This is a genomic window from Permianibacter aggregans (assembly GCF_009756665.1).
Classification (GTDB): Bacteria; Pseudomonadota; Gammaproteobacteria; order Enterobacterales; family Permianibacteraceae; genus Permianibacter; species Permianibacter aggregans.
Genome location: NZ_CP037953.1, coordinates 3,793,770 through 3,816,692 on the forward strand (window position 1 = coordinate 3,793,770; position 22,923 = coordinate 3,816,692).

Annotated in this window: 23 protein-coding genes; 17 read left to right on the forward strand and 6 right to left on the reverse strand. The window is 54.2% G+C overall.

The genetic code is table 11. From position 1 onward, the window contains the following. The first annotated feature begins 9 nt into the window (after positions 1 to 9). The 12 genes from E2H98_RS17085 (at position 10) to acpS (ending at position 10,293) form a co-directional block, all read left to right on the forward strand. Positions 10 to 672, forward strand: a complete 663-nt coding sequence (locus tag E2H98_RS17085) for a sigma-E factor negative regulatory protein (RefSeq protein ID WP_133586916.1) — start codon at positions 10 to 12, stop codon at positions 670 to 672. Between the two features lie 9 nt (positions 673 to 681). Next, on the forward strand, positions 682 to 1,647 hold the full coding sequence (locus E2H98_RS17090) for a MucB/RseB C-terminal domain-containing protein (protein ID WP_133586917.1): 966 nt from the start codon (positions 682 to 684) through the stop codon (positions 1,645 to 1,647). After that, the gene (locus tag E2H98_RS17095; RefSeq protein ID WP_133586918.1) at positions 1,644 to 2,093 is read left to right on the forward strand and encodes a SoxR reducing system RseC family protein; all 450 of its coding nucleotides are present in this window, start codon (positions 1,644 to 1,646) and stop codon (positions 2,091 to 2,093) included. The genes E2H98_RS17090 and E2H98_RS17095 overlap by 4 nt, the downstream gene beginning before the upstream one ends. Positions 2,094 to 2,196: 103 nt before the next feature. Further along, entirely contained in the window at positions 2,197 to 3,483 is a 1,287-nt protein-coding gene (locus E2H98_RS17100; protein ID WP_232475428.1) for a Do family serine endopeptidase, read from the forward strand. Between the two features lie 87 nt (positions 3,484 to 3,570). Next, on the forward strand, positions 3,571 to 5,376 hold the full coding sequence (gene lepA / locus E2H98_RS17105) for a translation elongation factor 4 (protein ID WP_198325164.1): 1,806 nt from the start codon (positions 3,571 to 3,573) through the stop codon (positions 5,374 to 5,376). After that, on the forward strand, positions 5,376 to 6,440 hold the full coding sequence (lepB, locus tag E2H98_RS17110) for a signal peptidase I (protein WP_133586920.1): 1,065 nt from the start codon (positions 5,376 to 5,378) through the stop codon (positions 6,438 to 6,440). Before lepA ends, lepB begins: the two co-directional genes overlap by 1 nt. A gap of 36 nt (positions 6,441 to 6,476) precedes the next feature. Beyond that, a complete protein-coding gene (locus E2H98_RS17115) occupies positions 6,477 to 6,851 on the forward strand; it encodes a DUF4845 domain-containing protein (RefSeq protein ID WP_133586921.1) in 375 nt (124 codons plus the stop codon). Then, on the forward strand, positions 6,848 to 7,525 hold the full coding sequence (rnc, locus tag E2H98_RS17120; protein ID WP_133586922.1) for a ribonuclease III: 678 nt from the start codon (positions 6,848 to 6,850) through the stop codon (positions 7,523 to 7,525). The genes E2H98_RS17115 and rnc overlap by 4 nt, the downstream gene beginning before the upstream one ends. Then, positions 7,522 to 8,415, forward strand: a complete 894-nt coding sequence (gene era, locus E2H98_RS17125) for a GTPase Era (RefSeq protein WP_133586923.1) — start codon at positions 7,522 to 7,524, stop codon at positions 8,413 to 8,415. Before rnc ends, era begins: the two co-directional genes overlap by 4 nt. An 8-nt stretch (positions 8,416 to 8,423) precedes the next feature. Then, positions 8,424 to 9,176: a DNA repair protein RecO gene (recO, locus tag E2H98_RS17130; RefSeq protein WP_133586924.1), complete on the forward strand. Its 753-nt coding sequence runs from the start codon at positions 8,424 to 8,426 to the stop codon at positions 9,174 to 9,176. Further along, a complete protein-coding gene (pdxJ, locus tag E2H98_RS17135; RefSeq protein ID WP_133586925.1) occupies positions 9,173 to 9,955 on the forward strand; it encodes a pyridoxine 5'-phosphate synthase in 783 nt (260 codons plus the stop codon). Before recO ends, pdxJ begins: the two co-directional genes overlap by 4 nt. Further along, positions 9,916 to 10,293: a holo-ACP synthase gene (gene acpS, locus E2H98_RS17140; protein ID WP_133586926.1), complete on the forward strand. Its 378-nt coding sequence runs from the start codon at positions 9,916 to 9,918 to the stop codon at positions 10,291 to 10,293. Before pdxJ ends, acpS begins: the two co-directional genes overlap by 40 nt. A 42-nt stretch (positions 10,294 to 10,335) precedes the next feature. Here acpS and E2H98_RS17145 read toward each other — a convergent pair whose 3' ends face one another. Together E2H98_RS17145 and E2H98_RS17150 are read right to left on the reverse strand one after the other, a co-directional pair. After that, a complete protein-coding gene (locus E2H98_RS17145; RefSeq protein WP_133586927.1) occupies positions 10,336 to 13,428 on the reverse strand; it encodes a M36 family metallopeptidase in 3,093 nt (1,030 codons plus the stop codon). Positions 13,429 to 13,478: 50 nt separating this feature from the next. Beyond that, the gene (locus tag E2H98_RS17150; RefSeq protein ID WP_133586928.1) at positions 13,479 to 14,873 is read right to left on the reverse strand and encodes a M20/M25/M40 family metallo-hydrolase; all 1,395 of its coding nucleotides are present in this window, start codon (positions 14,871 to 14,873) and stop codon (positions 13,479 to 13,481) included. Between the two features lie 181 nt (positions 14,874 to 15,054). On the opposite strand from E2H98_RS17150, the gene fabA reads away from it, so the two are divergent. Both fabA and fabB read left to right on the forward strand, forming a co-directional pair. After that, the gene (fabA, locus tag E2H98_RS17155; protein WP_133586929.1) at positions 15,055 to 15,573 is read left to right on the forward strand and encodes a 3-hydroxyacyl-[acyl-carrier-protein] dehydratase FabA; all 519 of its coding nucleotides are present in this window, start codon (positions 15,055 to 15,057) and stop codon (positions 15,571 to 15,573) included. Beyond that, a complete protein-coding gene (fabB, locus tag E2H98_RS17160; protein ID WP_133586930.1) occupies positions 15,573 to 16,787 on the forward strand; it encodes a beta-ketoacyl-ACP synthase I in 1,215 nt (404 codons plus the stop codon). Before fabA ends, fabB begins: the two co-directional genes overlap by 1 nt. A gap of 56 nt (positions 16,788 to 16,843) precedes the next feature. Here fabB and E2H98_RS17165 read toward each other — a convergent pair whose 3' ends face one another. Continuing rightward, entirely contained in the window at positions 16,844 to 17,293 is a 450-nt protein-coding gene (locus tag E2H98_RS17165; RefSeq protein ID WP_133586931.1) for an Hsp20/alpha crystallin family protein, read from the reverse strand. A 220-nt stretch (positions 17,294 to 17,513) separates the two neighbouring features. Here E2H98_RS17165 and E2H98_RS17170 point away from each other — a divergent pair, with 220 nt between their 5' ends. Next, on the forward strand, positions 17,514 to 18,923 hold the full coding sequence (locus E2H98_RS17170; protein ID WP_198325165.1) for an MBL fold metallo-hydrolase RNA specificity domain-containing protein: 1,410 nt from the start codon (positions 17,514 to 17,516) through the stop codon (positions 18,921 to 18,923). Positions 18,924 to 18,925: 2 nt separating this feature from the next. Here E2H98_RS17170 and E2H98_RS17175 read toward each other — a convergent pair whose 3' ends face one another. Genes E2H98_RS17175 through E2H98_RS17185 form a run of 3 tightly spaced genes read right to left on the reverse strand, consistent with a single transcriptional unit; the run spans position 18,926 to position 20,502 of the window. After that, positions 18,926 to 19,771: an SDR family oxidoreductase gene (locus E2H98_RS17175; protein WP_133586932.1), complete on the reverse strand. Its 846-nt coding sequence runs from the start codon at positions 19,769 to 19,771 to the stop codon at positions 18,926 to 18,928. Between the two features lie 33 nt (positions 19,772 to 19,804). Further along, the gene (locus E2H98_RS17180; RefSeq protein ID WP_133586933.1) at positions 19,805 to 20,020 is read right to left on the reverse strand and encodes a SlyX family protein; all 216 of its coding nucleotides are present in this window, start codon (positions 20,018 to 20,020) and stop codon (positions 19,805 to 19,807) included. Then, positions 20,017 to 20,502: a glutathione peroxidase gene (locus E2H98_RS17185; RefSeq protein WP_133586934.1), complete on the reverse strand. Its 486-nt coding sequence runs from the start codon at positions 20,500 to 20,502 to the stop codon at positions 20,017 to 20,019. Before E2H98_RS17185 ends, E2H98_RS17180 begins: the two co-directional genes overlap by 4 nt. Before the next feature lie 178 nt (positions 20,503 to 20,680). Here E2H98_RS17185 and E2H98_RS17190 point away from each other — a divergent pair, with 178 nt between their 5' ends. Together E2H98_RS17190 and E2H98_RS17195 are read left to right on the forward strand one after the other, a co-directional pair. Beyond that, on the forward strand, positions 20,681 to 22,120 hold the full coding sequence (locus E2H98_RS17190; RefSeq protein WP_133586935.1) for a M28 family peptidase: 1,440 nt from the start codon (positions 20,681 to 20,683) through the stop codon (positions 22,118 to 22,120). Beyond that, entirely contained in the window at positions 22,117 to 22,890 is a 774-nt protein-coding gene (locus tag E2H98_RS17195; RefSeq protein ID WP_133586936.1) for an enoyl-CoA hydratase, read from the forward strand. Before E2H98_RS17190 ends, E2H98_RS17195 begins: the two co-directional genes overlap by 4 nt. Positions 22,891 to 22,923 lie beyond the last annotated feature (33 nt).

Consider the following 22,923-nt stretch of genomic DNA (forward strand, 5'->3'; position numbering starts at 1 on the left):
GAGGCATAGATGAATTCAAAGCATGAGCAGATATCGGCCCTGATGGACGATCAACCGGTATCATCCTCCGCGCTCGATGACGTGTTGGGCAATGACGACAACATCCATGCCTGGTCGCGTTATCACCTGATTCGCGATGCGCTGCAAAACGAATTGCAGCAGGAGTCGATCACCGATATCAGTCAACGGGTCTCGCTGGCGCTGGTTGATGAGCCGGCCATTCTGGCCCCGGCCAATATCAAAAAGCCGCGCAAAACCAGCCAATCGATTGTCGGCTTCGCGATGGCCGCGTCGGTGTTTTTCGTTGCGTTACTCGGCTGGCAACAACTGCAGGCGCCGGCCGTGACGCCAGAACAAAATGCGCCGATTACCGACTTGGTTGCCAACGAAACCCAGATTGCGCCAGTCACCAAAGTCACCGCCCAGCCGGCCATTGATGAAGAGCGGGCTCGTCTGGAAGACATGCTGATTACCCATACCGAAGCGGTTTCCGCCAATGGCATCAATCTGATGATGCCGTACACCCGAGTCGTGTCGGCACGTCTGGAATTGCCGACCGGGGCTGAGAAAGCCGAACAACCGGAATCGGCGAAACAAGAACAAGCCAAAGATGACGAAACCAAAGCGGAAAATGAACCGGCAAGGGATGCGAATAACGGCGATAAGGAGTGACAGACGAGCATGCGTCGTTGGTTGCTGATTGCCGGTCTGGGCTTCGCTGCCAGTTTGGCGGCGAACGAGCCGGACCCGAAAGCCTTGCTGGACCGGATGGCTCGAGCCTTCCGTGAACTGAATTACGATATTTCCTTTGTCTACATTCGCGACAACCAGGTCGAACCGATGCGGTTCGTGCATGCCTATGAAGAGGGCCGCGAACGCTCGCGTCTGGTGCACCTGAATGGCGATGCCCGCGAAATCATTCGCGATGACGACACGATTACTGCTTATCTCGCTGACGCCAAGCCAATCATGGTTGACAAGGCTGGCTCGATTCCGTTTACCCGCAGCCTGCTCGACAACTTGGCCCGGATAAAGGACTCCTACCGTTTGAGTCTTGGGGAACGCGAGCGCATTGCCGGTCGCAGCGCCCAGGAACTGGTGATCATGTCACCGAACAACGACCGCTACGGCTACCGGATTTGGATTGATCAGGAAACGGGTTTGCTGCTGCGCTCGGAACTGGTCAGCGATACCCGGCAAATCATCGAGCAATGGCAGGTGGTCAATTTCACCGCCAATCAGCCGATTGCCGATGTCGAGCTTCAAGTCAGCGCCGATATCAATCCGGCAACCGGTGTGCGGGTGCTGCCGGTCGCGGCGATCAACTCGGATGAAACGGTGTCGCCGTTTACCGTCGATTATCTGCCGTCGGGGTTCGTATTGCGCAGTCAACAATTGCAGCGTAAGCCGGGCGTTGATGAACCGATTCACCACTTGCTGTTCTCCGATGGCATGGCGGCGATTTCGGTTTACATCAGCAAAACGCCGGCCGGTATTCGCTCGGCCGAACGGGTCTGGCGCCGCGGCGGCATGACCATTGTCGAAAAGGCCGACAGCGAACGACGGGTTACTGTGGTCGGTGAAATCCCCAGCAGCACCGCCCGCAAAATCGCCATGTCGGTGCGCGCCAGCGGAGAGCCGCTGTGATCGAACAATCCGTTCTGGTCGTCGAGACCGGAGCGGGTTATGTCCGGGTCCGGGCCCAGAACCAGAGTGAATGTGCGCGCTGCGCCGAAGGCAATGGCTGTGGTGGCGCCACGTTCGCGCGTTTGTTTGGCGACAAAATCACTGAGCTGGCGGTGCCTTGCGATGAGCCATTCGAGGTTGGTGATCGGGTGCAGCTCGGCGTCGAAGAATCCTTTCTGGTGCGCGCCAGTTTGCGTCAGTACGGTTTGCCGTTGTTGATGGTGTTACTGATGGCGTTGCTTGGTTCTGTGTTGCGGCTAGCCGAATGGCAAATCGTGCTGCTGTCGTTGTTGGCGCTGCTGACCAGCGTGTTTTATACCCGTCTTCGCGCCCTTGAATATGAGCGGGCTGTCCATATTCTGGGTAAGTCTTCAGATCCCGATTGTGGTTTGGCGCGATCGCTCTGACACACCTGTTAACAAAGCCGAGCACCAGACCTGTGAAACTCCGTGCCAGCATTCCTGGTCCGAGTGTTCGATGTTTTTCTGCAAGCTTGGGATGCAAAACAAGATGAAATCTCGTCTGCCTTTGTTGTCATTTTTTCTGCTCGTTTTCACTATCGGCTCGGCTCGTGCGGCGTTGCCGGATTTCACCGGTCTGGTCGAACAGGTCAACCCGATGGTGTTGCAAATCACCACCGAAATCAAAATGGGTCAACGCACCCGCAATGGCCCCAGTGGTTCTGGATTTATCATTTCCACCGATGGTTATATTCTGACCAATCATCATGTGGTCGCCGAGGCGGTTTCCATCAAGGTCAAGCTGCACGATGGTCGTGTGCTTGATGCCGAAAAAATCGGCCAGGACGAACCATCGGATGTCGCCTTGCTGAAAGTCACCGCCAAGAATTTGCCGGCGGCGAGAATCGGTGATGTGAAAAAACTCAAGGCGGGAGCCTGGGTGTTGGCCTTCGGTGCGCCATTCGGCTTCGATCATTCGGTTTCGGCCGGTATTGTCAGCGCCAAAGGCCGCAGCCTGCCATGGAATGCCTATGTGCCGTTCATCCAGTCTGACGCCTCCATCAATCGCGGTAATTCCGGTGGGCCACTGGTCAACGCCGATGGCGAAGTGGTCGGCATCAACTCCCAGATCCTGTCGTCGAACGGCGGCTCAATCGGCCTGTCGTTCTCGATTCCGATCGATTTGGCCATCGACGTGTCCGAACAGTTGAAGAAAACCGGCAAGGTTGAGCGCGGTTACATCGGCGTCGGTTATCAGGAAGTGTCGGCAGAGATCGCGTCAAGCTTTGGGCTTGATCGCCCGCGCGGCGCTGTAATCACCCAGGTGTCGAAAGGCGATGCCGCCGACAAGGCTGGGTTGAAAGCCGGTGATGTGATTCTGTCGATTGATGGCATTACGGTAGAAAACGCCGGTGCCCTACCGGTGATTGTCGGCCGCATCAAGCCGGGCGCAAAAGCTAAATTCGAGATTCTGCGCGAAGGCAAGCCGAAAACCGTGACGGTCACGATTGGTGCACGGCCAGATGCGGAGGTCGCAGCCGGACCCGGTAATGCCCAGCAGCGTCTCGGCGTCATCGTCACCGAACTGGACCCGGAGCGAGCTGAGGAACAGCAGCTCGATGGTGGCGTGTTGGTGCAGTCAGTCGTCGAAGGCCCGTTCGCTGATGCTGGCGTGCGGCCGGGTGATGTGATTCTGTCGATCAATCTGCAGGACGTACGCACCGTCGCGGAATTCAATGCCGTGGTGGCCGAGCTGCCGGCAGGCAAATCGGTGCCGATTCATGTGGTACGACGCGGTAACGCACAGTTTTTGGTGCTTCGTATACCGGAACAGTGAGCAAATCCGGTAAGATCGGCGTCCTTTTGCGGGGCCCAACACGGCCCCGCATGCCCTTACCGTTGTCCTGTTCAAGATTGAGCCTTCATGTCGTACATAGAGCACATCCGAAATTTCTCCATCATTGCCCATATCGATCACGGCAAATCAACGCTGTCGGATCGACTGATTCAGACCTGTGGCGGCCTCGAACAGCGGGAAATGCAGGAGCAGGTGCTCGACAACAATCCGATTGAGCGCGAGCGCGGCATTACCATCAAGGCGCAGAGCGTTACGCTGCATTACACTGCGCAAAACGGCAAAACCTACCAACTGAACTTCATTGACACCCCCGGTCACGTCGACTTTTCCTACGAGGTCAGCCGCTCGCTGGCTGCCTGTGAAGGCGCGCTGCTGGTTGTCGACGCCGCCCAGGGCGTCGAGGCACAAACGCTGGCCAACTGCTACACCGCGATTGAGCAAAACCTCGAAGTGCTGCCGGTACTGAACAAAATTGATTTGCCGACCGCCGATCCGGAGCGTGTGATCCAGGAAGTCGAAGACATGATCGGCCTGGAAGCGAAAACCGCTGTCCGCTGCTCAGCGAAAGAAGGCATCGGCATCATGGATTTGCTGGAGCGCATCGTTGAAGGCGTGCCAGCACCGAAAGGCGATGACGCGGCACCATTGCAAGCGCTGATTATCGATTCGTGGTTCGACAATTACTGCGGCGTCGTGTCGCTGGTGCGGGTCGTCAATGGCTGCATTCGCAAAGGCGAAAAAGTGCAGGTGATGTCGACTGGCCGCGCCTATGAAGTGACCGATCTCGGTATTTTCACGCCGAAGCGCAAACCATTGGATCATCTGAAAGCCGGCGAAGTCGGTTACATCATCGCCGGTATCAAAGAAATCAAAGGCGCCCCGGTTGGCGATACGCTGACGACGCCGAAAAATGGTGCGGAAAAGCCACTGCCAGGTTTCAAGAAAATCAAGCCGCAGGTCTATGCTGGTTTGTTCCCTATCAGCTCCGATGATTATGAAGCCTTCCGCGAAGCGCTCGATAAATTATCGATCAACGATTCGTCATTGTTCTACGAGCCGGAAAGCTCGACGGCGCTGGGTTTTGGTTTCCGTTGCGGCTTCCTCGGCATGCTGCATATGGAAATCATCCAGGAGCGTTTGGAGCGCGAATACGACCTGAATCTGATCACGACGGCGCCTACGGTAATTTACGAAGTATTGAAAACCAACGGCGATGTCGTTTATTGCGAAAACCCTTCGAAATTACCGGATCCGGGTGCCATTGCCGAAACCCGCGAACCGATTTGCGAAGCGCACATCCTGGTGCCGCCAGAGCATCTTGGTGCGGTGATCACCTTGTGTCAGGAAAAGCGCGGTGTGCAAACGAAGTTGCTTTACGTCGGCCGTCAGGTGTCGCTCACGTATGAGTTGCCGATTGCCGAAGTCGTGCTGGATTTCTTCGATCGCTTGAAATCGTGTTCCCGCGGTTATGCTTCGCTCGACTACAACTTTGTCCGTTTCCAGCAAGCCAATCTGGTGCGTCTGGATATCATGATCAACGGCGAAAAAGTCGATGCGCTGGCCAGCATTGTCCATCGCGATCATGCCTATTCTCGTGGCCGTGAAATGGTAGAGAAGATGCGCGAACTGATTCCGCGCCAGATGTTTGAAGTTGCGGTGCAAGCCGCGATTGGTAACCAGATTATTGCCCGCTCATCGGTCAAGGCGATGCGCAAAGACGTATTGGCCAAGTGCTATGGCGGTGACGTGTCCCGTAAGAAAAAATTGTTGGAAAAGCAGAAAGAAGGCAAACGCCGGATGAAACAAGTTGGCCGGGTGGAGATCCCGCAGGAGGCATTCCTGGCCGTGTTGCAGGTGGGTAAGGACAAATAATGACAAAGAAGTTACCGGAATGGTCATGCTATGCCATGGCCGGTTTATTGGTGGTGTTGGCGTTTCTGCTGCTGGCCGATAAATCGCTGTTGATTTTCCTTGGTGCGGTCGCGGCGATGTTTTTTGTTGCCGGCGAAATGCGCCAGGCGATGCTGCTGCTGTTCGGTTTGCCGTTTCTGCTTTTATTGGCCGGTCAGGATTTCTCAGCCGTATTGTTTGCCGCAACCGGTCTGTGCGGCCTGGCCTGGTGGGCCGGCGCCTTACAAAAAGTGCGTTTGCCGGTGGAGATGAGCGAAGAGGAAAAAGCTGCTGAGCCACCGTCAGAATGGGCGGTGACAGTCGAACAGGCGAAATCCTTCTTTCCGATTTTACTGTTTATTTTCCTGTTCCGTTCGTTCCTGATTGAACCGTTCCGGATTCCTTCCGGCTCGATGAAACCGACACTGATCGAAGGCGACTTTATCGCCGTCAACAAGTTTGCGTACGGTATTCGGCTGCCGGTCGTGAACAAGAAGATTCTCGATTTGGGTGGGCCGGAGCGCGGGGATGTTGCGGTGTTTCGCTACCCACATAATCCATCAATTGACTACATCAAGCGGGTCATAGGATTGCCTGGCGACCGGATTGTTTACTCCGATAAGGAAATCCGTATCCAACCAAGTTGTAAAGGCCTTGCCCCGGATAACTGCCCGAAAATGTTCACGGTAGAACGGCAATTGCTGCAGGCGCAAGGATTTGACGACAATGGTGTCGTTGCCGATATTTATCAGGAGACACTCGGAGAACAGCAACACCAACTGCTGATTCGACCGAACCAGCCTGATATGACTCGTCAGTTGCCGGGCAACCGTCTGGATTTTATCGTGCCAGAGGGCCATTATTTCATGATGGGTGATAATCGCGATGGTTCGAATGACAGCAGGTTCTGGGGCTTTGTCCCGGACGAAAACCTGAAAGGTGAGGCGGTCGCGGTGTGGATGCACCTGGATTTTGGTTTTGATCATCCGTTGATTGGCTGGGTGCCAACCGGGGTCAGTTTCAGCCGCATCGGCGGTATCGACTAACGGCTGCCAGACAGTCCGGTAAAACGAGGGTAAACCATGAAACGATATCAACAAGGCATGACCATTTGGGGTTGGCTAATGGTGCTGGGCTTGATCGGCTTTTTTACGATGCTGGTCATCACACTTTTGCCGGTTTACATGGAAAACATGTCGGTGAAGAAGGCGGTTACACAAGTCGCATCACAACCTGATGCTGATACGCTTCGTGAGAAAGACTTGTTTATACGAATGAACAAGCAGTTCTATATCGATGAAGTGCATTCAGTAAAAGAAGATAACATTGTTATTGAGGTCGATGATGATGGCGTCAAATCAGTTGTCATTTATTATGAAGTGCGCAAGCCAATCATGTTCAATGTTGATGCTGTTGTATGGTTTGAAGAACGGCATGTATTAGGCGGCGAGGGATGACGCCCACTTTTCAGGCGTTTTGCCGGCAATTGCCGTATCAGTTTCAAGACAAGGGCCTGCTGGATCAGGCCCTTACTCATCGTAGTGCCTCCTCAAAACACAACGAGCGTCTGGAGTTTCTTGGTGACTCCTTGCTCGGCCAGGTCATTGCTGCGCAGCTCTATCATCGCTTTCCCGACGCTTCTGAAGGAGAGCTGAGCCGGATGCGCTCATCGCTGGTTCGGGAGAGAACGCTGGCAGAGATTGCTACCGAGCTGAATCTTGGTGATGTCCTGAACCTGGGTTCCGGTGAATTGAAAAGCGGTGGTTTCCGCCGGGCTTCGATTTTGGCCGATGCGCTCGAAGCCATTTTCGGCGCGGTTTACCTTGATGGCGGTTTTGACTGCTGTGAGCAGCTCATTCTGAGTCTTTATCGTGAGCGACTTGAAGCGCTGCCTGAAGGTGGCACCGACAAAGATCCGAAAACTACTCTGCAGGAGTGGTTGCAAGGCAAACGCCTGCCACTGCCGGTTTATGATTTGCTGGCGACGTTTGGTGAAGCGCATGCCCAGACGTTTCATGTTCGCTGCACTCTGGAGTCCGGTGAAACGGCGGAAGGCCGAGGCAGCAGTCGGCGCAAAGCCGAACAGCAAGCGGCGCGCAAAATTCTCGATATATTGAAGGTGGAACCATGACTCAGCGTTGCGGCTATGTATCCATTATCGGCCGGCCGAACGTTGGCAAATCGACGCTGCTCAATCGAATTGTCGGCCAGAAAATCAGCATCACTTCACGTCGGCCACAAACCACCCGGCACCGGATCATGGGCATTTTCACCGAAGGCGATGACCAGATCCTGTTTGTCGATACTCCAGGCTTGCATCGACAGGAAGCGCGCGCGATCAATCGCTACATGAATCGCGCAGCGGCGTCCTCTGTCGTCGATGTTGATGCGATTGTCTGGGTCGTCGAAGGATTACAGTGGACAACCGATGATGAGCTGGTGCTCGAGCGCTTGAAAGATGTCGAAGCACCGGTTCTGCTGTTCATCAACAAAGCCGATAAAATTCATCCGAAAGAAAAATTGCTGCCCCATCTGCAAAACTTGGCCACGAAATACTCGTTCGCCGAGTTGATTCCTGGTTCTGCTCAGCTTGGTCGCAACGTCGATACCTTGTTGAATGCGCTGCGTAAGCGCTTGCCGGAAAATACCCACCTTTATGGCGAAGATGAGGTCACCGATCGTAGTCAGCGTTTCATGGCGGCTGAGTTGGTGCGTGAAAAGCTGATGCGCAGTCTCGGCGCTGAATTGCCCTATGCCAGCACTGTTGAAATCGAAGCATTCGAGATGGATGAGCAGGGCAAAGCCAATATTGCCGCTGTCATTTACGTTGAGAGGGCTGGTCAGAAAGCAATTGTGATCGGTGAAAAAGGTGAGCGGTTGAAACAGATTGGCACTGAAGCTCGATTGGAAATGCAAACCACGTTTGATTGTCCGGTTCACTTGCAGCTTTGGGTCAAGGTCAAAGGCGGTTGGGCCGATGATGAGCGCGCCTTACGTAGCCTCGGGTATTTCGAAGACTGACTTATTGAATGAATGTCACGCTGAACGCCTTTGTTTTGCATAGCAGACCCTGGAAAGAGTCGAGTCTGTTGCTGGATGTGTTCAGTGCTGAACTCGGCAATCTACGCGTTGCCGCTCGCGGTGTAAAAGGCAAAAAACGCTCGCCTTTGGCAGGGCTGCTGCAGCCTTTTCAGTTGTTGTCGCTGTCGGTCAATCGTTCGCATGACTACTATTATTTGCAGCAAGCTGATCTGCAAATACCGGCACCAAGCCTGAGTGGCAACGCTTCGCTCTGTGCCATGTACTGCAATGAGTTGTTGCAGCGGCTGTTACCTGAGCACGATGCCCACCTTAGTGTGTTTGAGGCGTATCAGCAGACACTGGAGCGCCTGGCCAATGACGCGTCTCCCGATCCGGCTTTGCGCCAATTTGAATGGCACTTACTCAATGATTTGGGCTATGCGATTGACTGTCTCAGCACTCGTGATGGTGCACCTGTCATGGCAGAACAGCATTATCGCGTTCACGAAGATGGTGTTACCTTGGCCGCCAGCCGTGACAACACCTGTTTTTCCGGTCAAGCTTTGCTCGCCATCGCCAATGAACAATGGCAGCAGGCAGCACTGGAAATCAAACAGATATTTCGTCAATTGCTGGCCAACCATCTCGGTGACAAACCGCTACAATCACGGGAGTTGTGGCTGGCAAAAATTCGTTTGCAAACGATGATTGACCACAACGATGAATTTTCCGAGCGAGAACAAGGAGAAGCCGAACGATGATCACGACCAGCCATAAAGGCCCGTGTTTGTTGGGCATCAATATCGACCATATTGCCACCGTACGTAATGCTCGCGGTTCACGTTACCCCGAGCCGGTGCAGGCGGCGCTGCTTGCCGAGCAGGCCGGTGCCGATGGTATTACCGTGCATTTGCGCGAAGACCGCCGCCATATTCGCGACCGCGACGTCTTTGTGCTGAAAGAAACCATTGGCACTCGCCTGAATCTTGAAATGGCGGTGACCGATGAAATGCTTGAGATTGCCAAGAAAGTAAAGCCGACCTATTGCTGTCTGGTTCCGGAAAAACGCCAAGAATTGACCACTGAGGGCGGCCTCGATATTCGCGGCAATGAGGCCGCGATCAAAGCCGCCTGCGAAACCTTGGCTGAAAACGACATTCTGGTTTCGTTGTTCATCGATCCGGATGAGCAGCAAATCGATGCGGTGTTGCGTTGTGGTGCGCCGTACATCGAGTTGCATACCGGCCGCTACGCCGAGAGTGAAGGCGAAACGCAAAAGCAGGAGTTGCAGCGCATCGCCAGTGCTGCCAAGTACGCGGCGCGTCGTGGTTTGATCGTCAACGCCGGTCACGGTTTGCACTACCATAATGTGCAGGCGATAGCGCGCATTCCTGAGCTCTACGAACTGAATATTGGTCACGCCATTGTGGCGCGGGCGCTGTTCGTTGGTTTGGAGAATGCCGTCAGTGAAATGAAGCGTTTGATGGTGGAGGCTCGCCCATGGCCGTTGTCGGCATCGGCTCCGATCTCGTTGTCATAAAGCGAATCGAAGAAGTGTTGAGCCGGCACGGGGATCGATTCACCGAGCGGGTGTTGCACGAAAATGAATTGAAGATTTTTATGCGCCATCAACACCAAGCGCGCTTCCTTGCCAAGCGATTTGCCGCGAAAGAAGCCGTTTCAAAAGCGCTGGGCACCGGTATTGCCGAAGGCGTCAATCTGGCGGATATTGAAGTACGCAATGACGAACTCGGTAAGCCTGTCGTTGTGCTGCATGGCGGTGCATTAAAACGATTGCATGATATGGGCGCGCAGTATTGTCATTTGACGATTAGCGATGAGCGCGAACATGCCTTGGCATTCGCTGTGCTGGATTAGCAAACAAAAAGCCCGCTGAAGCGGGCTTTCGTTTTATTAATTTCAACTCCGCTTTTTTCGACGAGTCATCAGCGTTAGTAAAAGCAGCATTGACGCGACAGCAGACCAGCTTCCGCCGCCACCACCTCCGCCGCTACTCGGTGGGGGACTGACGCTGGCTTTGTTTACGGTAACGTTGACGGTGTCGGTTGCGCTGAGACCATCATTGTCAACGACGGTAAGGGTAAAGGTAATGACGGTACCGCTGCTGTTGACGGTTGGCGCGGTGAACGAAACGTTGGGGCCAGCACTTGGACTCAGCGTGATGGTGCCGCTGAAATTATTGGCCCAGGTGTAACTGACTATCGTGCCGTCCGCATCGGTGCCAGTACCGCGCAGTTGCACCGTTGCCCCTTCGTTGACGACTTGATCGGTTCCAGCGTTGGCGGTTGGTAATTGGTTGTTACCGTTGATCGTAATGCTGACATCAGCATCCGATTTTTCTCCGACGTTATCGGTAGCAGTGAAGCGTAGCACGATGGTATCGGTCGTGGTGACGGCTGGAGCGGTAAAACCGCTAGTCAATCCACTGGTTGAGGTCAACGTTACCGGCTGGCCACCAACCTGCTTCCATTCGGTGCTGGCGATGGTGCCATCGCTATCCGCTGCTGTGGAGCTTACTGAAACGGTAGCACCTTCCGTGACGGATTGATTGCCACTGACGGTAACGTTTGGTTTGTTTGTCGGTGTCCAGGTGTAGCTTTCCTGAGCATTGGGGTTCTGGTCGCTAGCGATATCCGGCGAAATGGCATTGATGCCCAATCCTCGACGAGCGAAAGCGTTGCGGAACAACGTGCGGTCATCTGTATCGGGAATAGCCGCAAGCAAGGCATCACGTGCTTGTGTGAACGTGGGGCTATTGACGCCGATCGCTTTCATTCCCGCAACCAAATAGGTTTTCATACGCGTATGGCCTTCAGCAAAGCCACGCGTGCGGAGCAAATCAGCGTACCCCTCCCACAACATCGAACACCAGACTTCGCCCGTTGCATGCACTTGCGCATTGTCAGTGCCACCAGCGCCAAAGCGTGGATTGTTTTCAAGCGGTAGTAACTGACCGTTGGAAATATGGCGGAAGGTCAGCGCATTCTTGTTGAAGTCAGTGGAGTAGGGCAGGCGACGAATGCCGTAGTACGTATTGCTGCCGGAATAGCTGGAGAATCCGTATACACCGTTATAGTTGCTGAGTGCATCTTCCGGACGTACGGTCATCAACAGCGCAATAAAATCCGACCAGCCTTCATCCATGCCATTGGATTGCTGAGCATTACCAATACTGATCAAGCGATTGTTCAGGTAATGGCCCCATTCGTGGGCGACCAACGCCAAGTCGAAGCTACCGTCAACATCGCCACCGGTGATTCGGCTCAGCGTGGCGTTAACCGTAGCGGAGGTCATTGCCGTTTTGATCGCATCGCCATCGGCCTTGCTGACGATCAGCGAACCAATTGTTGGATTGATGGTGACACCATCAGGGCGGCCCATGGTCAACACGCCAGGACTATGGTTGGCGACCAGCACCGCGATCGCTCCCGCGCTTTCGGCACGCGCCACCTTGTCGATAAAGTTACAGTTGCCGCGGTCAACCAACGCGATTTTTCCTGTCAGTTCCGCGGCGTTGGTGAGGTCTTCGCAACCGTCTGTCAGGCTGGTGCCGGCATTGTCACGCATCAACACCAATTGACCTGTGGTGTTGAAATTGACCGGACCAAAATCGGCGCGACCGGTGACATAGCTCGTGTTGCCGACTTGCACGGAATGCGTTGACGGGCCATCCCAGAGGAAAATCTGCATTCTGGGTGAGGTTCCCTCAAAACCGGCGGACATGTTTGCGTTATTTCGCCCATCGTAATCCTGTACTTCAATCAGTATCGGATCTCCGCCAACGCCGCCTCGACCATAATTATCTTGTTGAGCATTTTCGTCGTTTTCTCGGAAGCCTGCGTTGTAAAACATATCGTGCAGCCAGTTGACCACAAAGAAAGCGTTGACCATTGCGGCGTTCTGATTATTTGTTGCAGTTGGTGCTTGGCTGCTGTTCAGTGAATAATCAAATGTTCTGGTTGCTGAAGAACTTACGCGACGATCACTCCCGCCATTAAATCCATTTGGTTCAACCAAATCCAAATAGACGTCGGCATTGTTGCCGGTTAGTGTTGTAGCCGTATCCGGTAGCCATGGATCACCCGTAAAAATTCCGGCGTGCTCAATCTGGACTAGGTTTGCAGGAACTGAGCTTGGCAACGTATTGTCCGGTGTGCCGGTCGGATGCGGCGAATGCGCGGTACCGAACGGTGAATCAAATGGTCGAAACTCTCCGTTGCTATCAGCGTAAACGCGATAATTGAATGCAACATCCTTGGTTAGCGAATGCTTGCTCAGTACTTCGCCCTGTTCACTGACGATAATCGCCCACAACTGATTGCGCCGGCCAGGTTGCCAGTATTCCAGTTTCCAGGCCGGTAGCAATTGATCATGATGTAATTGGTAAACCGGAAATGCGCGCGTCGGTAGCTGTTTGGTATTCACGGATTTGAACAGGTAGGCGCCTGCTTCGTCTTGCTCGCTGAACTGCCAGTCCACAACATTCAGATCCAAATGTTGTTCGGCCAATGAAATCGAGGTTTTGGCGAGGCTCCGGCTTTTGCTGTGCGTGGATGCAGGCGTTTGCTGACTCAAATAACCACTGAGCGCGGTGACTTTACCATTGCGATCAGCGATAACTTTCAACGCCACATTGTCAATTGGCACGCCGTCATAATGCTGACGCCAAGTCAGAATGGACAGCGTTTTACTGACATCTGCTTTTTCCAGTATGGCTGCTTGCTGTGCCTGCACGCCGAGCTTGTAAATCGGGGCAATCATCGGCAGCAGATTGTCTGCAGCCTGCTGCCACTGTTGCCCGCTTTTGCTGACGTACAGGCCGGGCAACTGCAGGTTCGGCGCCGTGACAAACGTCGGTATCTCGCCATTGGAATGCCATTCCACCCGCTCAGCATCAATACCCGCCACGCTCGCTGCTATCGCGTTCAGCGAAAGCAACGACGAGGTGAACAGGGTGGCGATCAAAGTCTTGTTGTTCTGTTTTAACTGCATGATCTTCTCCGTATGGCTTGGCAGGTGGTGCTGCCACTTTTTATGTTGGGCTATGCCTGCATGGTCAGAATATCGGCGACACAGGCGGTTATTTTCTTGACCATCGGCAGGTGTAGAAATTCATTCGGCCCGTGGGCGTTTGAATGCGGTCCCAACACGCCGGTCACGACAAACTGTGCTTCGGGCAGGCTGTCGGATAAAAAGCGCATGAACGGGATGGTGCCGCCGCAACCATAATGAATAGCCGGTTTGCCGAAATAGGTCTGCGATACCTGTTGCAATTCGCGGTTGGTTTTGGCGGTAAAGGCTGGCGCATTCCATCCAGAGTCGGCTGAGCCAATATCAAACGAGACTTTCGCGCCATAAGGCGGGTCTTTTTCCAGCAGCACTTTCAGCTGCGCGGCACATTCACGGGCGTCGAGGTCCGGCGGCAGGCGCAGTGATAGTTTCACGGTCGTGTAGGGGCGCAGTGTGTTGCCGGCATTGGCCAATGCCGGCATGCCGTCCACACCGGTAACGCACAGCGTGGTGCGCCAGGTGTTATTCAACAGTTGCTCGGTGTAATCGCCAGTCACCGGTTTCATGCCCGGCACAAATGGATAGGCACCGGCAATTTCATGCTGCAGTACGTCGGCAGCGTGGGCCGCTTCGGCAACGCGATAGGTGGGAATATTGGTTTTCAGAAAGTCCGGCAGAATCTCGCCAGTGTTGCTGTTTTCGATGCGGTCCAGCACTTCCCGCAGCACCCGGAACGAGGAGGGCACAATGCCGCTGGCGGCGCCGGAGTGAACGCCCTCAGTCAGCACTTGCACTTTCAGTATGCCGAGCAGGTTGCCGCGCAAATTGGTCGTGGTCCAAAGCTGATAGTAATTGCCGCACATCGAGTCGAGCGCAATGATCAATTCCGGTTTACCGATTTGTTCCGACAGCGCTTTCATGTACGCGGGTAAATCCGGGCTACCGCTTTCCTCGGAACATTCAATCAGCATGACCACGCGACCGAACGGCTTGCCTTGTTTGATTAGCCAATGCAGCGCGGCGAATGACGCAAATATCGCGTAACCATCATCAGCACCGCCACGACCATAAAGCTTGTCGTCTTTACGCACCGCTTTCCAGGGCCCTAGTCCTTCATTCCAGCCATCGAATTCCGGTTGTTTGTCGAGGTGACCGTAAATCAGCGTATTGCTTTTGCCATTGCCCGGCACATCGACGAGTAGCAGCGGTGTGCGGCCTTCGAGACGATGCACGTTCAATTTCATGTCTGGTAACGGGTAGCGTTTGCACCAGGCGGCAACCAGTTCAATGGCGCGGTCCATGTGGCCGTTTTTCGACCAATCGGGGTCGAAATGCACGGATTTGTTTGGAATCTCGATGTATTCACTGAGCGTGGGCAGGATGTCCTTCTCCCAGAACGATTCAAGAAACTCAGGAACTCCGCTCATTTTGTTGCCTCCATTAAGCTAAGTATCGGATTTGTACGTAAAAATGGCGTTGGTCGGACCAAGCTGTAAACTCATGCTGGCATAATACCGCGTCCCGCACAGGTCTCAGCGCCAGCGGTTAAAGATCTGACCTGTTGCTGACCACCACGAAATGGTCATCATACTGCTTTGGAGCCCCTGAATGTCGTTTCCCAATTCGTTTACAAAAGAGCAATTACTGGCGTCAGCACAGGGTTTGTTATTCGGTCCCGGCAATGCACAATTGCCGGCGCCAAATATGTTGATGCTTGATCGCATCACGAATATTTCGCCGGAAGGCGGGGAGTACGGCAAAGGGGAATTGACCGCAGAACTCGATATTCACCCGGACCTGTGGTTTTTTGAATGCCACTTTCCTGGCGACCCGGTGATGCCCGGTTGCCTGGGCCTGGATGCGTTGTGGCAGTTGACCGGATTTTTTCTGGCCTGGCTCGGCAATCCTGGCAAGGGTCGCGCGCTTGGCGCTGGTGAAGTGAAGTTTGTCGGTCAGATTCTGCCAACCAATAAACTGGTCAAATACCATATTCACGTCAAGCGCGTTATCTCGCGCAAATTGAAGCTGATTATCGCTGACGGTTCAGTCAGCGTTGACGGCAAAGAAATTTACACGGCGAAAGACCTGCGAGTCGGTCTGTTCACCAATATGTCGGAGTTTGCCTGATGCGTCGCGTCGTTATTACCGGAATGGGCATTGTTTCCTGCATTGGTAACAATCTCGAAGAAGTCACTCAATCCTTACGCGAAGGCCGCTCCGGCATTCGCTTTGATCAAGCCGCGGCTGATCACGGTTTTCGCAGCCAGGTTTCCGGTCAGCCACAAATCGATTTGGATGCGTTGATCGACCGTAAAATCAAACGCTTCATGGGCGATTCCGCTGCCTATGCCTACTTGTCGTTGCAGCAGGCGATTGCTCAAGCCGGTTTGACGGAAGAGCAAATCTCCAACGTGCGCACCGGTCTTATCATGGGTGCCGGTGGCCACTCGCCAAAGAATCAGTACGAACAAACGAAAGTGCTGGAAGAAAAAGGCATTCGCAAAGTGACGCCGTATTTCGTACCGCGCACGATGGGCTCCAGTGTGTCGGCTTGCTTGGCCACCGCTTTCAAAGTCAAAGGCGTCAATTACTCGATTACCTCGGCTTGCGCCACCAGCGCGCACTGCATCGGTAATTCTGTCGAGCAAATCCAGATGGGCAAACAGGATGTAATGTTTGCCGGCGGCGGTGAAGAACTGCACTGGACGTTCACGATGATGTTCGACGCGATGGGCGCGCTGTCGAGCAAATATAACGACACACCGGAAAAAGCCTCGCGTGCTTATGACGCCGAGCGCGATGGTTTTGTTATCGCTGGCGGCGGCGGTGCGGTGGTGCTGGAATCACTCGAACATGCGCAGGCTCGTGGTGCCAACATCATCGCTGAAGTGGTTGGTTATGGCGCCACCTCCGATGGTTACGACATGGTTGCGCCCAGCGGCGAAGGTGCGGTTCGATGTATGCGTCAAGCGATGGCAACGACCAGTGCGCCCATTGATTACATCAATACCCATGGCACCTCAACACCGGTTGGTGATGTCGCGGAACTCGGTGCCATTCGTGAAGTGTTCTCCGACAAGTGTCCGCCGATCAGCTCAACCAAGTCGTTGACCGGCCATTCACTCGGTGCTGCCGGCGTACAGGAGGCCATTTACAGCTTGTTGATGCTGCAGAATGATTTCATTGCCGCTTCGGCCAACATCCAAACCCTGGATGAAAAAGCCGAAGGCCTGGATATCGTGCTGAAACGCCGTGACACCAAGCTCAATACCGTTATGTCGAACAGTTTTGGATTTGGTGGCACCAACGCTACGCTAATCCTGAAGCGTTTTGAAGCGTAACACTATGAAGCATAGAAAAATAAAGGCCCGAAACCGGGCCTTTATTTTTTGTTCGGTTAGCTGCCTTGCACGCTGATACGACGTGCTTCACTGGCTTTCTTTTTCGGCATCCTGACTTCCAACACGCCATTATTATATTTCGCTGAAATATCATCACCGGAAACATTGTCTGGCAGCGAGAATTGGCGGAAAAACGTGCCATAACTGCGTTCAATGCGGTGGAAGTCTTTTTCGTTGAATTCTTTCTCAAACTTGCGCTCGCCTTTGATGGTCAGCACGCCGTTATTTGATTCAACGTGAATGTCTTTCGGATCGATGCCCGGCACATCGGCATACAATACAACTTGCCTTTCTTCGTCTTTGACATCGACGGATGGGATCCAGGCGCTGCTCAGCAGCTCGCCGCTGTCATCTTCAGAAAAGCGTGAACGACGCTCAAAAGCCCGGTTGATGTCGCGCTGCAGTGAGTCGAACATCGACCACGGGTTGTAACGGGTCAGGTTCATAGTCATCCTCCTTTGCTTTCGGCGGGAGGTCGTTGCCAGCATGTCTAAACAATCAGCCAATCTGGCGACGGCCTCAAGTTTCATTGCCAGCACTCGCTATGGAGTACAACGCGGCAACGACTACACTAGCTCGATAGGCTTGGTGAATTGTTGATGCCGATCAAACCAGGTTTACCGGCATCATTGATTATGTTTGGGTAGCGGCGGAGGATTTCAAGCAATGCACAAGATTTCGGTCAAGTTTCTCGGGGCTATCAAGGAAGTGACAGGTTCCTGTCACTTGCTTACGGTTGGTCCGCACAAGATCTTGTTGGACTGCGGATTAATTCAAGGCAGCTATAAAGACGAAATTCGTAATAGCGAACCGCTATCCTTTGATCCGGCCTCGCTGACGGCGATTGTATTGAGCCACGCCCACCTGGACCATTCTGGCCGTTTGCCGCTGATTACCAAACAGGGTTTTGACGGTCGCATTTATGCGCATACCGCCACGTACGATCTGTGCCGGATCATGTTGCGTGATTCCGCCAAGCTGCAACAAAAAGACGCTGAAATCACCAATCGCAAGCGCGCCAGAAAGGGCTTGCCGCCGGTTCCGCCGTTGTACGATGTCGAGGACGTCGAAGCCGCTGAGCCGCTGTTCTTTCCTTGTGAGTACCATCAGTGGCAAACCATCAACGAGCAGATCCGGTTTCGCTTTCATGATGCCGGCCATATTCTTGGTTCCTGCATTGTCGAGTTGGAGCTGCAGGATCATGGCGTTGTCCGGCGTTTGATTTTCTCTGGTGATCTCGGTCCGTACCAGGGGCCGATTTTACGCGACCCGGAATCCGGCTTTGACGCCGATCATGTAATTATGGAAAGCACTTATGGCGACCGGGACCATCGCCGCTTTGACGATACCCTGTCTGAACTGGAAGCCATTTTCAACTCCGAGTCCAGTTCTCGCGGCAACATTATCATTCCGGCATTCGCGGTCGGGCGGGCACAAGAATTGTTGTATCTATTCGCCAAGCATCGGCAGCGTTGGCACCTTGATCGCTGGCAGATTTTTCTCGATAGCCCGATGGCGATCAGCGCTACCGAGGTGTACCTGAAACACCATTGTCTTTACGACGCTGAAGCCCGTGCGACGCTTGGCGAAAGACCAGCGCAAAAACTGAAACAACTGCTGCCGAACCTGATGTTTTGCGAAAGCCCGGAAGAGTCGATGGCGATCAATCGCATTCATCACGGTGCCATCATTATCGCCGGCAGCGGCATGTGTACCGGTGGCCGGGTCAAACATCATCTGAAGCATTTGGTTTGGCGCGATACCACGCAAGTCGTGATCGTCGGCTTCCAGGCTCATGGCACGCCAGGACGCGCCTTGGTCGATGGCAATCACTTCATTCGTTTGTGGGGCGAAGCGATCAAGGTGCGAGCGAAGGTGCATACGATAGGCGGATTGTCGGCCCACGCCGGTCAAACGGATTTGTTGCGTTGGTATCAGCAAATGCCGAGCCGGCCGGCCGTGACCTTGGTGCACGGCGAAGAACAAGCCCAGGAAACCTTGAAAGCGAAAATGCGTGAACAGTTTCCTGGTTTATCAGTTCGGCGCGCTGTGGACGTCGAGCTACTGGCCTTATGAAATCAATGCGACCACAGGCAATCATCGAGAAATAAATCCGCGCCGAGCGGTCCTTGATAGCTCGAATCGTAACGATACTGCTCCAACTCGGTGATGCCTACTTTCTCTAGCGCTTGCTCATCAAGTAATGCATTACCGGTAAAGCTCGTCGGTTGTTCGAGGATCGCCATGGCCGCGTCGGCCATGATGGCCGGTGTCCGGCATTGCCGGAATGCCTCTTTGCCCATCAACGCAAATTCGATCGCGGCCGTGGCAATAATCGTCCTTGGCCACAGGCAATTGACGGCAATGCCATGTTCACGAAATTCTTCGGCCATGCCGATACTGAGCATGGTCATGCCGTATTTGCTCAAGGTGTAAGGAGCATGTGCTTTGAACCAGCGCGGGTCCATGTTCAGTGGCGGCGACAGGCTCAGGATATGAGCGTGCCCGCTTTTTTTTAGCCATGGTAATGCAGCGTGGGCGGTCAGATAGACGGCGCGGGCGTTGATGCTTTGCATTCGATCGAAAAGATTCGGTCGGGTGTTTTCGACATTGGTTAAGCTGATGGCGCCAGCGTTATTGATGATGATGTCGATGCCGCCGAAGGTATCGGCCGTTTTCTGCATCAGCTCGAACACTTGCGCGTGATCGCGAACATCCAGCTGAAACGGCAGCGCTTTGGCGCCAAGTGCTTCGACTTCTTCGGCTACCGTATAGATCGTTCCGGGTAATTTTGGATGTGGCTCGGCTGATTTGGCGGCAATGACGATATTGGCGCCACGTTTGGCGGCTGCCAGGGCAATTTCTCTACCGATACCGCGGCTGGCGCCAGTGATGACTATCGTTTTTTTGCTCAATACGTTCATCGTTGATTCCTTGTCTGATGAAAGCTGGCGCGCTTAGTAATGCGGCGGTGGCGGCTCCTGTTCTGCCGGTAAAAAGTCCGGCGAGTTTTGCATCGCGACCAGTTCTTCTTTCATGCGCGCCAATTGTTTTTCCAACGCGATGATCTGCAGTTGTTGCGCCTGCAAGGCTTTATCCAGCGTGTCGATGGTTTGTTCTTGAAACACCAGTCTGGTCTGCAGATCGATGATGGTTTGTTCATCGATGTTCATTGTGCCAGCGCCTTCTCGATATCGGCTTTCAGCTCTTCCGGTTTGGTGGCGGTGGCGTAGCGCTCGATGACTTTGCCATCACGGCCGACCAGGAATTTGGTGAAATTCCATTTGATGGCTTCCGAACCAAGGATGCCCTTGGCTTCCGATTTCAGGTGTCGATACAGCGGGTGGGCATTGTCGCCATTGACATCAATTTTCCGATACATCGGAAACGTCACGTCGTAGGTGGTACTGCAGAATTGCGCGATTTGCTGTTCGTCTCCAGGCTCCTGCGACAGGAATTGATTGCACGGAAAACCGAGCACTTCAAAACCCTGATCCTTGTATTGACGGTACAGCGCTTCCAAGCCCTCGTACTGCGGTGTGTAGCCGCATTTACTGGCGACATTGACGATCAGCAGCACCTTACCTTTGTGCGCCTCCAGGGATTGTTCCTGGCCATTGATCAGCTGTGCGCTGTAGTCATGTACGCTGGTCATTTTTGCTGCTCCTTGAAGCGGAATGCACAGTGATGTGCGAAAGGGTTTCGCCATTCTGCCGTATTGAGCCGTTTACGGAAACGGTTTGTCACAAAGCCGGCGCCGTTATCGGCCTGCACAGCGCCAGTCATTCTGCTACCCTCTTGGCCTTCCCGAAATCTGCCGTCTGCCGTTCATCATGTCGATTAAAACCACACTGACTGTACTGACTTTTTTGTTGTTTTCCGTTGCCAGCGTTACTGCGGCTGAGCCAGAGTTTGCCAAGGACATTGCCGACAAGGCCGCCTGGGTTCGTGACCATGCTGCGGATGACAATAAAAGCATGGCGATTGTCGAATCGCTGACCACCGAAGTCGGCCCGCGCATGGCCGGCACCGAGGCCGATGCCCGTGCGGTGATCTGGGCCCAGAATAAATTCAAGGCGCTGGGCTTTGACAAAGTCTGGCTGGAGCCGGTGACGTTTCCAACCTGGAAGCGCGGCGTCGAAGTGGCCGAAATCGTCAGCCCCTTTCCGCAGCCACTGGTGATCACGGCGCTCGGCAACAGCATTCCGACATCGGAGCAGGGCCTGAGCGCGGAAATTGTCCAGTTTGCATCGCTCGATGACTTGAAAGCCGCGAAGCCCGAGCAGGTCAACGGCAAAATCGTATTCATCAATCGCAAGATGACCGCTCATCGCGATGGCCGCGATTACGGCCCGACCGTGTCGGCGCGCGGCGATGGTCCGGTCGAAGCGGCAAAACTTGGTGCCGTTGGTTTGTTGATTCGTTCGGTCGGCACCCATAACCATCGGATGCCGCATACCGGCAACAGCCGCTATAAGGAAGGCGTCACGAAAATCCCGGCGGCGGCGCTGTCAGCGCCGGATGCGGATTTGCTGGTCAATATGCTGGCCCGTGGCAATCCGGTTACGGTGAAAATGACCTTGGGCTCACAACCGGGGCCGATGTACACCTCACACAATGTCATCGGTGAAATCACCGGCAGCGAATTGCCGAATGAATATGTATTGATCGGCGGTCACCTGGATTCCTGGGATTTGGGCACTGGTGCTGTCGATGACGGCGCCGGTTGCGCGGTGACGATGGCGGCGGCGGAATTTCTTGCGCGCCACAAACTGCCACTGAAGCGCAGTATTCGGGTGGTGTTGTTTGCCAATGAAGAGCAGGGCCTTTGGGGGGGCAATCAGTATCGTGACCGCCACGCCAAATCAGTGAAAAACATTATCGCCGCTGCCGAAGCCGATTTTGGCCAGGGGCCGGTTTATATGCTGAGCTCACGGGTCAAGCCGGAAGCGCTGCCGCTGGTCAAGCAAATGCAGCAAATCATGGCGCCGCTTGGCATTGAAGCAGGCGATAACAACGCCAGCAACGGTCCGGATCTGATTGCGATGCGCAATGAAGGCATGGCGCTGTTTTCGCTGCATTTGGACGGCACCGATTATTTCGATTTGCACCATACCGCCGACGACACCTTCGATAAAATCGAAGCCAAGCGTCTGAACCAGACAGCGGCAGCCTATGCTACGTTTACGTTCCTGGCCGCCAACGCACCGATGAGCTTCGGCTCCGGGGAAAGCTATCTGGTGGAAAAAGCCAAAGCAGAGAGAAACAAATGAGCAATGGAACCATCGATTATCAGCAGCAACATGGCATAGCGGAAATTCGCCTCAATCGCCCGGACAAGCGCAATGCGCTGACCCAGGCGATGTATCAAGCCATCGTCGGCTATTTGCGCGAAGCGGAAAGCAATCCGGATGTACGCTGCGTGATTTTCGTTGGTGAAGGCGAGCATTTCTGTGCCGGTAACGATCTCGGTGATTTTCTCAATTCACCACCGATTGACGAACAATCGCCGGTCATTCAGTTGCTGTTTGCACTGGCGCAAGCGAAAAAACCATTGATTGCGGCAGTCGAAGGTTTCGCCGTCGGCATCGGCACCACGCTGCTACTGCATTGCGATTTTGCCTACGCTGGCAGCGACGCCAAATTCAGTTTGCCGTTCGTCAATCTGGCGCTGGTGCCAGAAGCGGCCAGCTCGTTGCTGTTGCCAAAACTTTCCGGTTACACCCGCGCCGCCGAATTACTGTTGCTCGGCGAATCGTTTTCGCCAGAAAAAGCACTGCAGGCTGGCTTGCTGACGCAAACCACGCCGCGTGCTGAAGCACTGACGATGGCGCGCGAAACGGCAGCGAAACTGGCGGCGAAACCGCCAGCAGCGTTACGCGCCAGCAAAGCGCTGATGAAGCGCACGATGCTGGCGCCGGTCGAGGAGTCGATACGCGCCGAAGTCGATGTATTCGCCAAATGCCTGCAAAGCCCGGAAGCGAAAGAAGCGTTTCAGGCATTCCTGGAAAAACGGCCGCCGAATTTCAGTCAGTTTCGATAACGCACTCACCAACTGGACACTATGGGAGCCAAA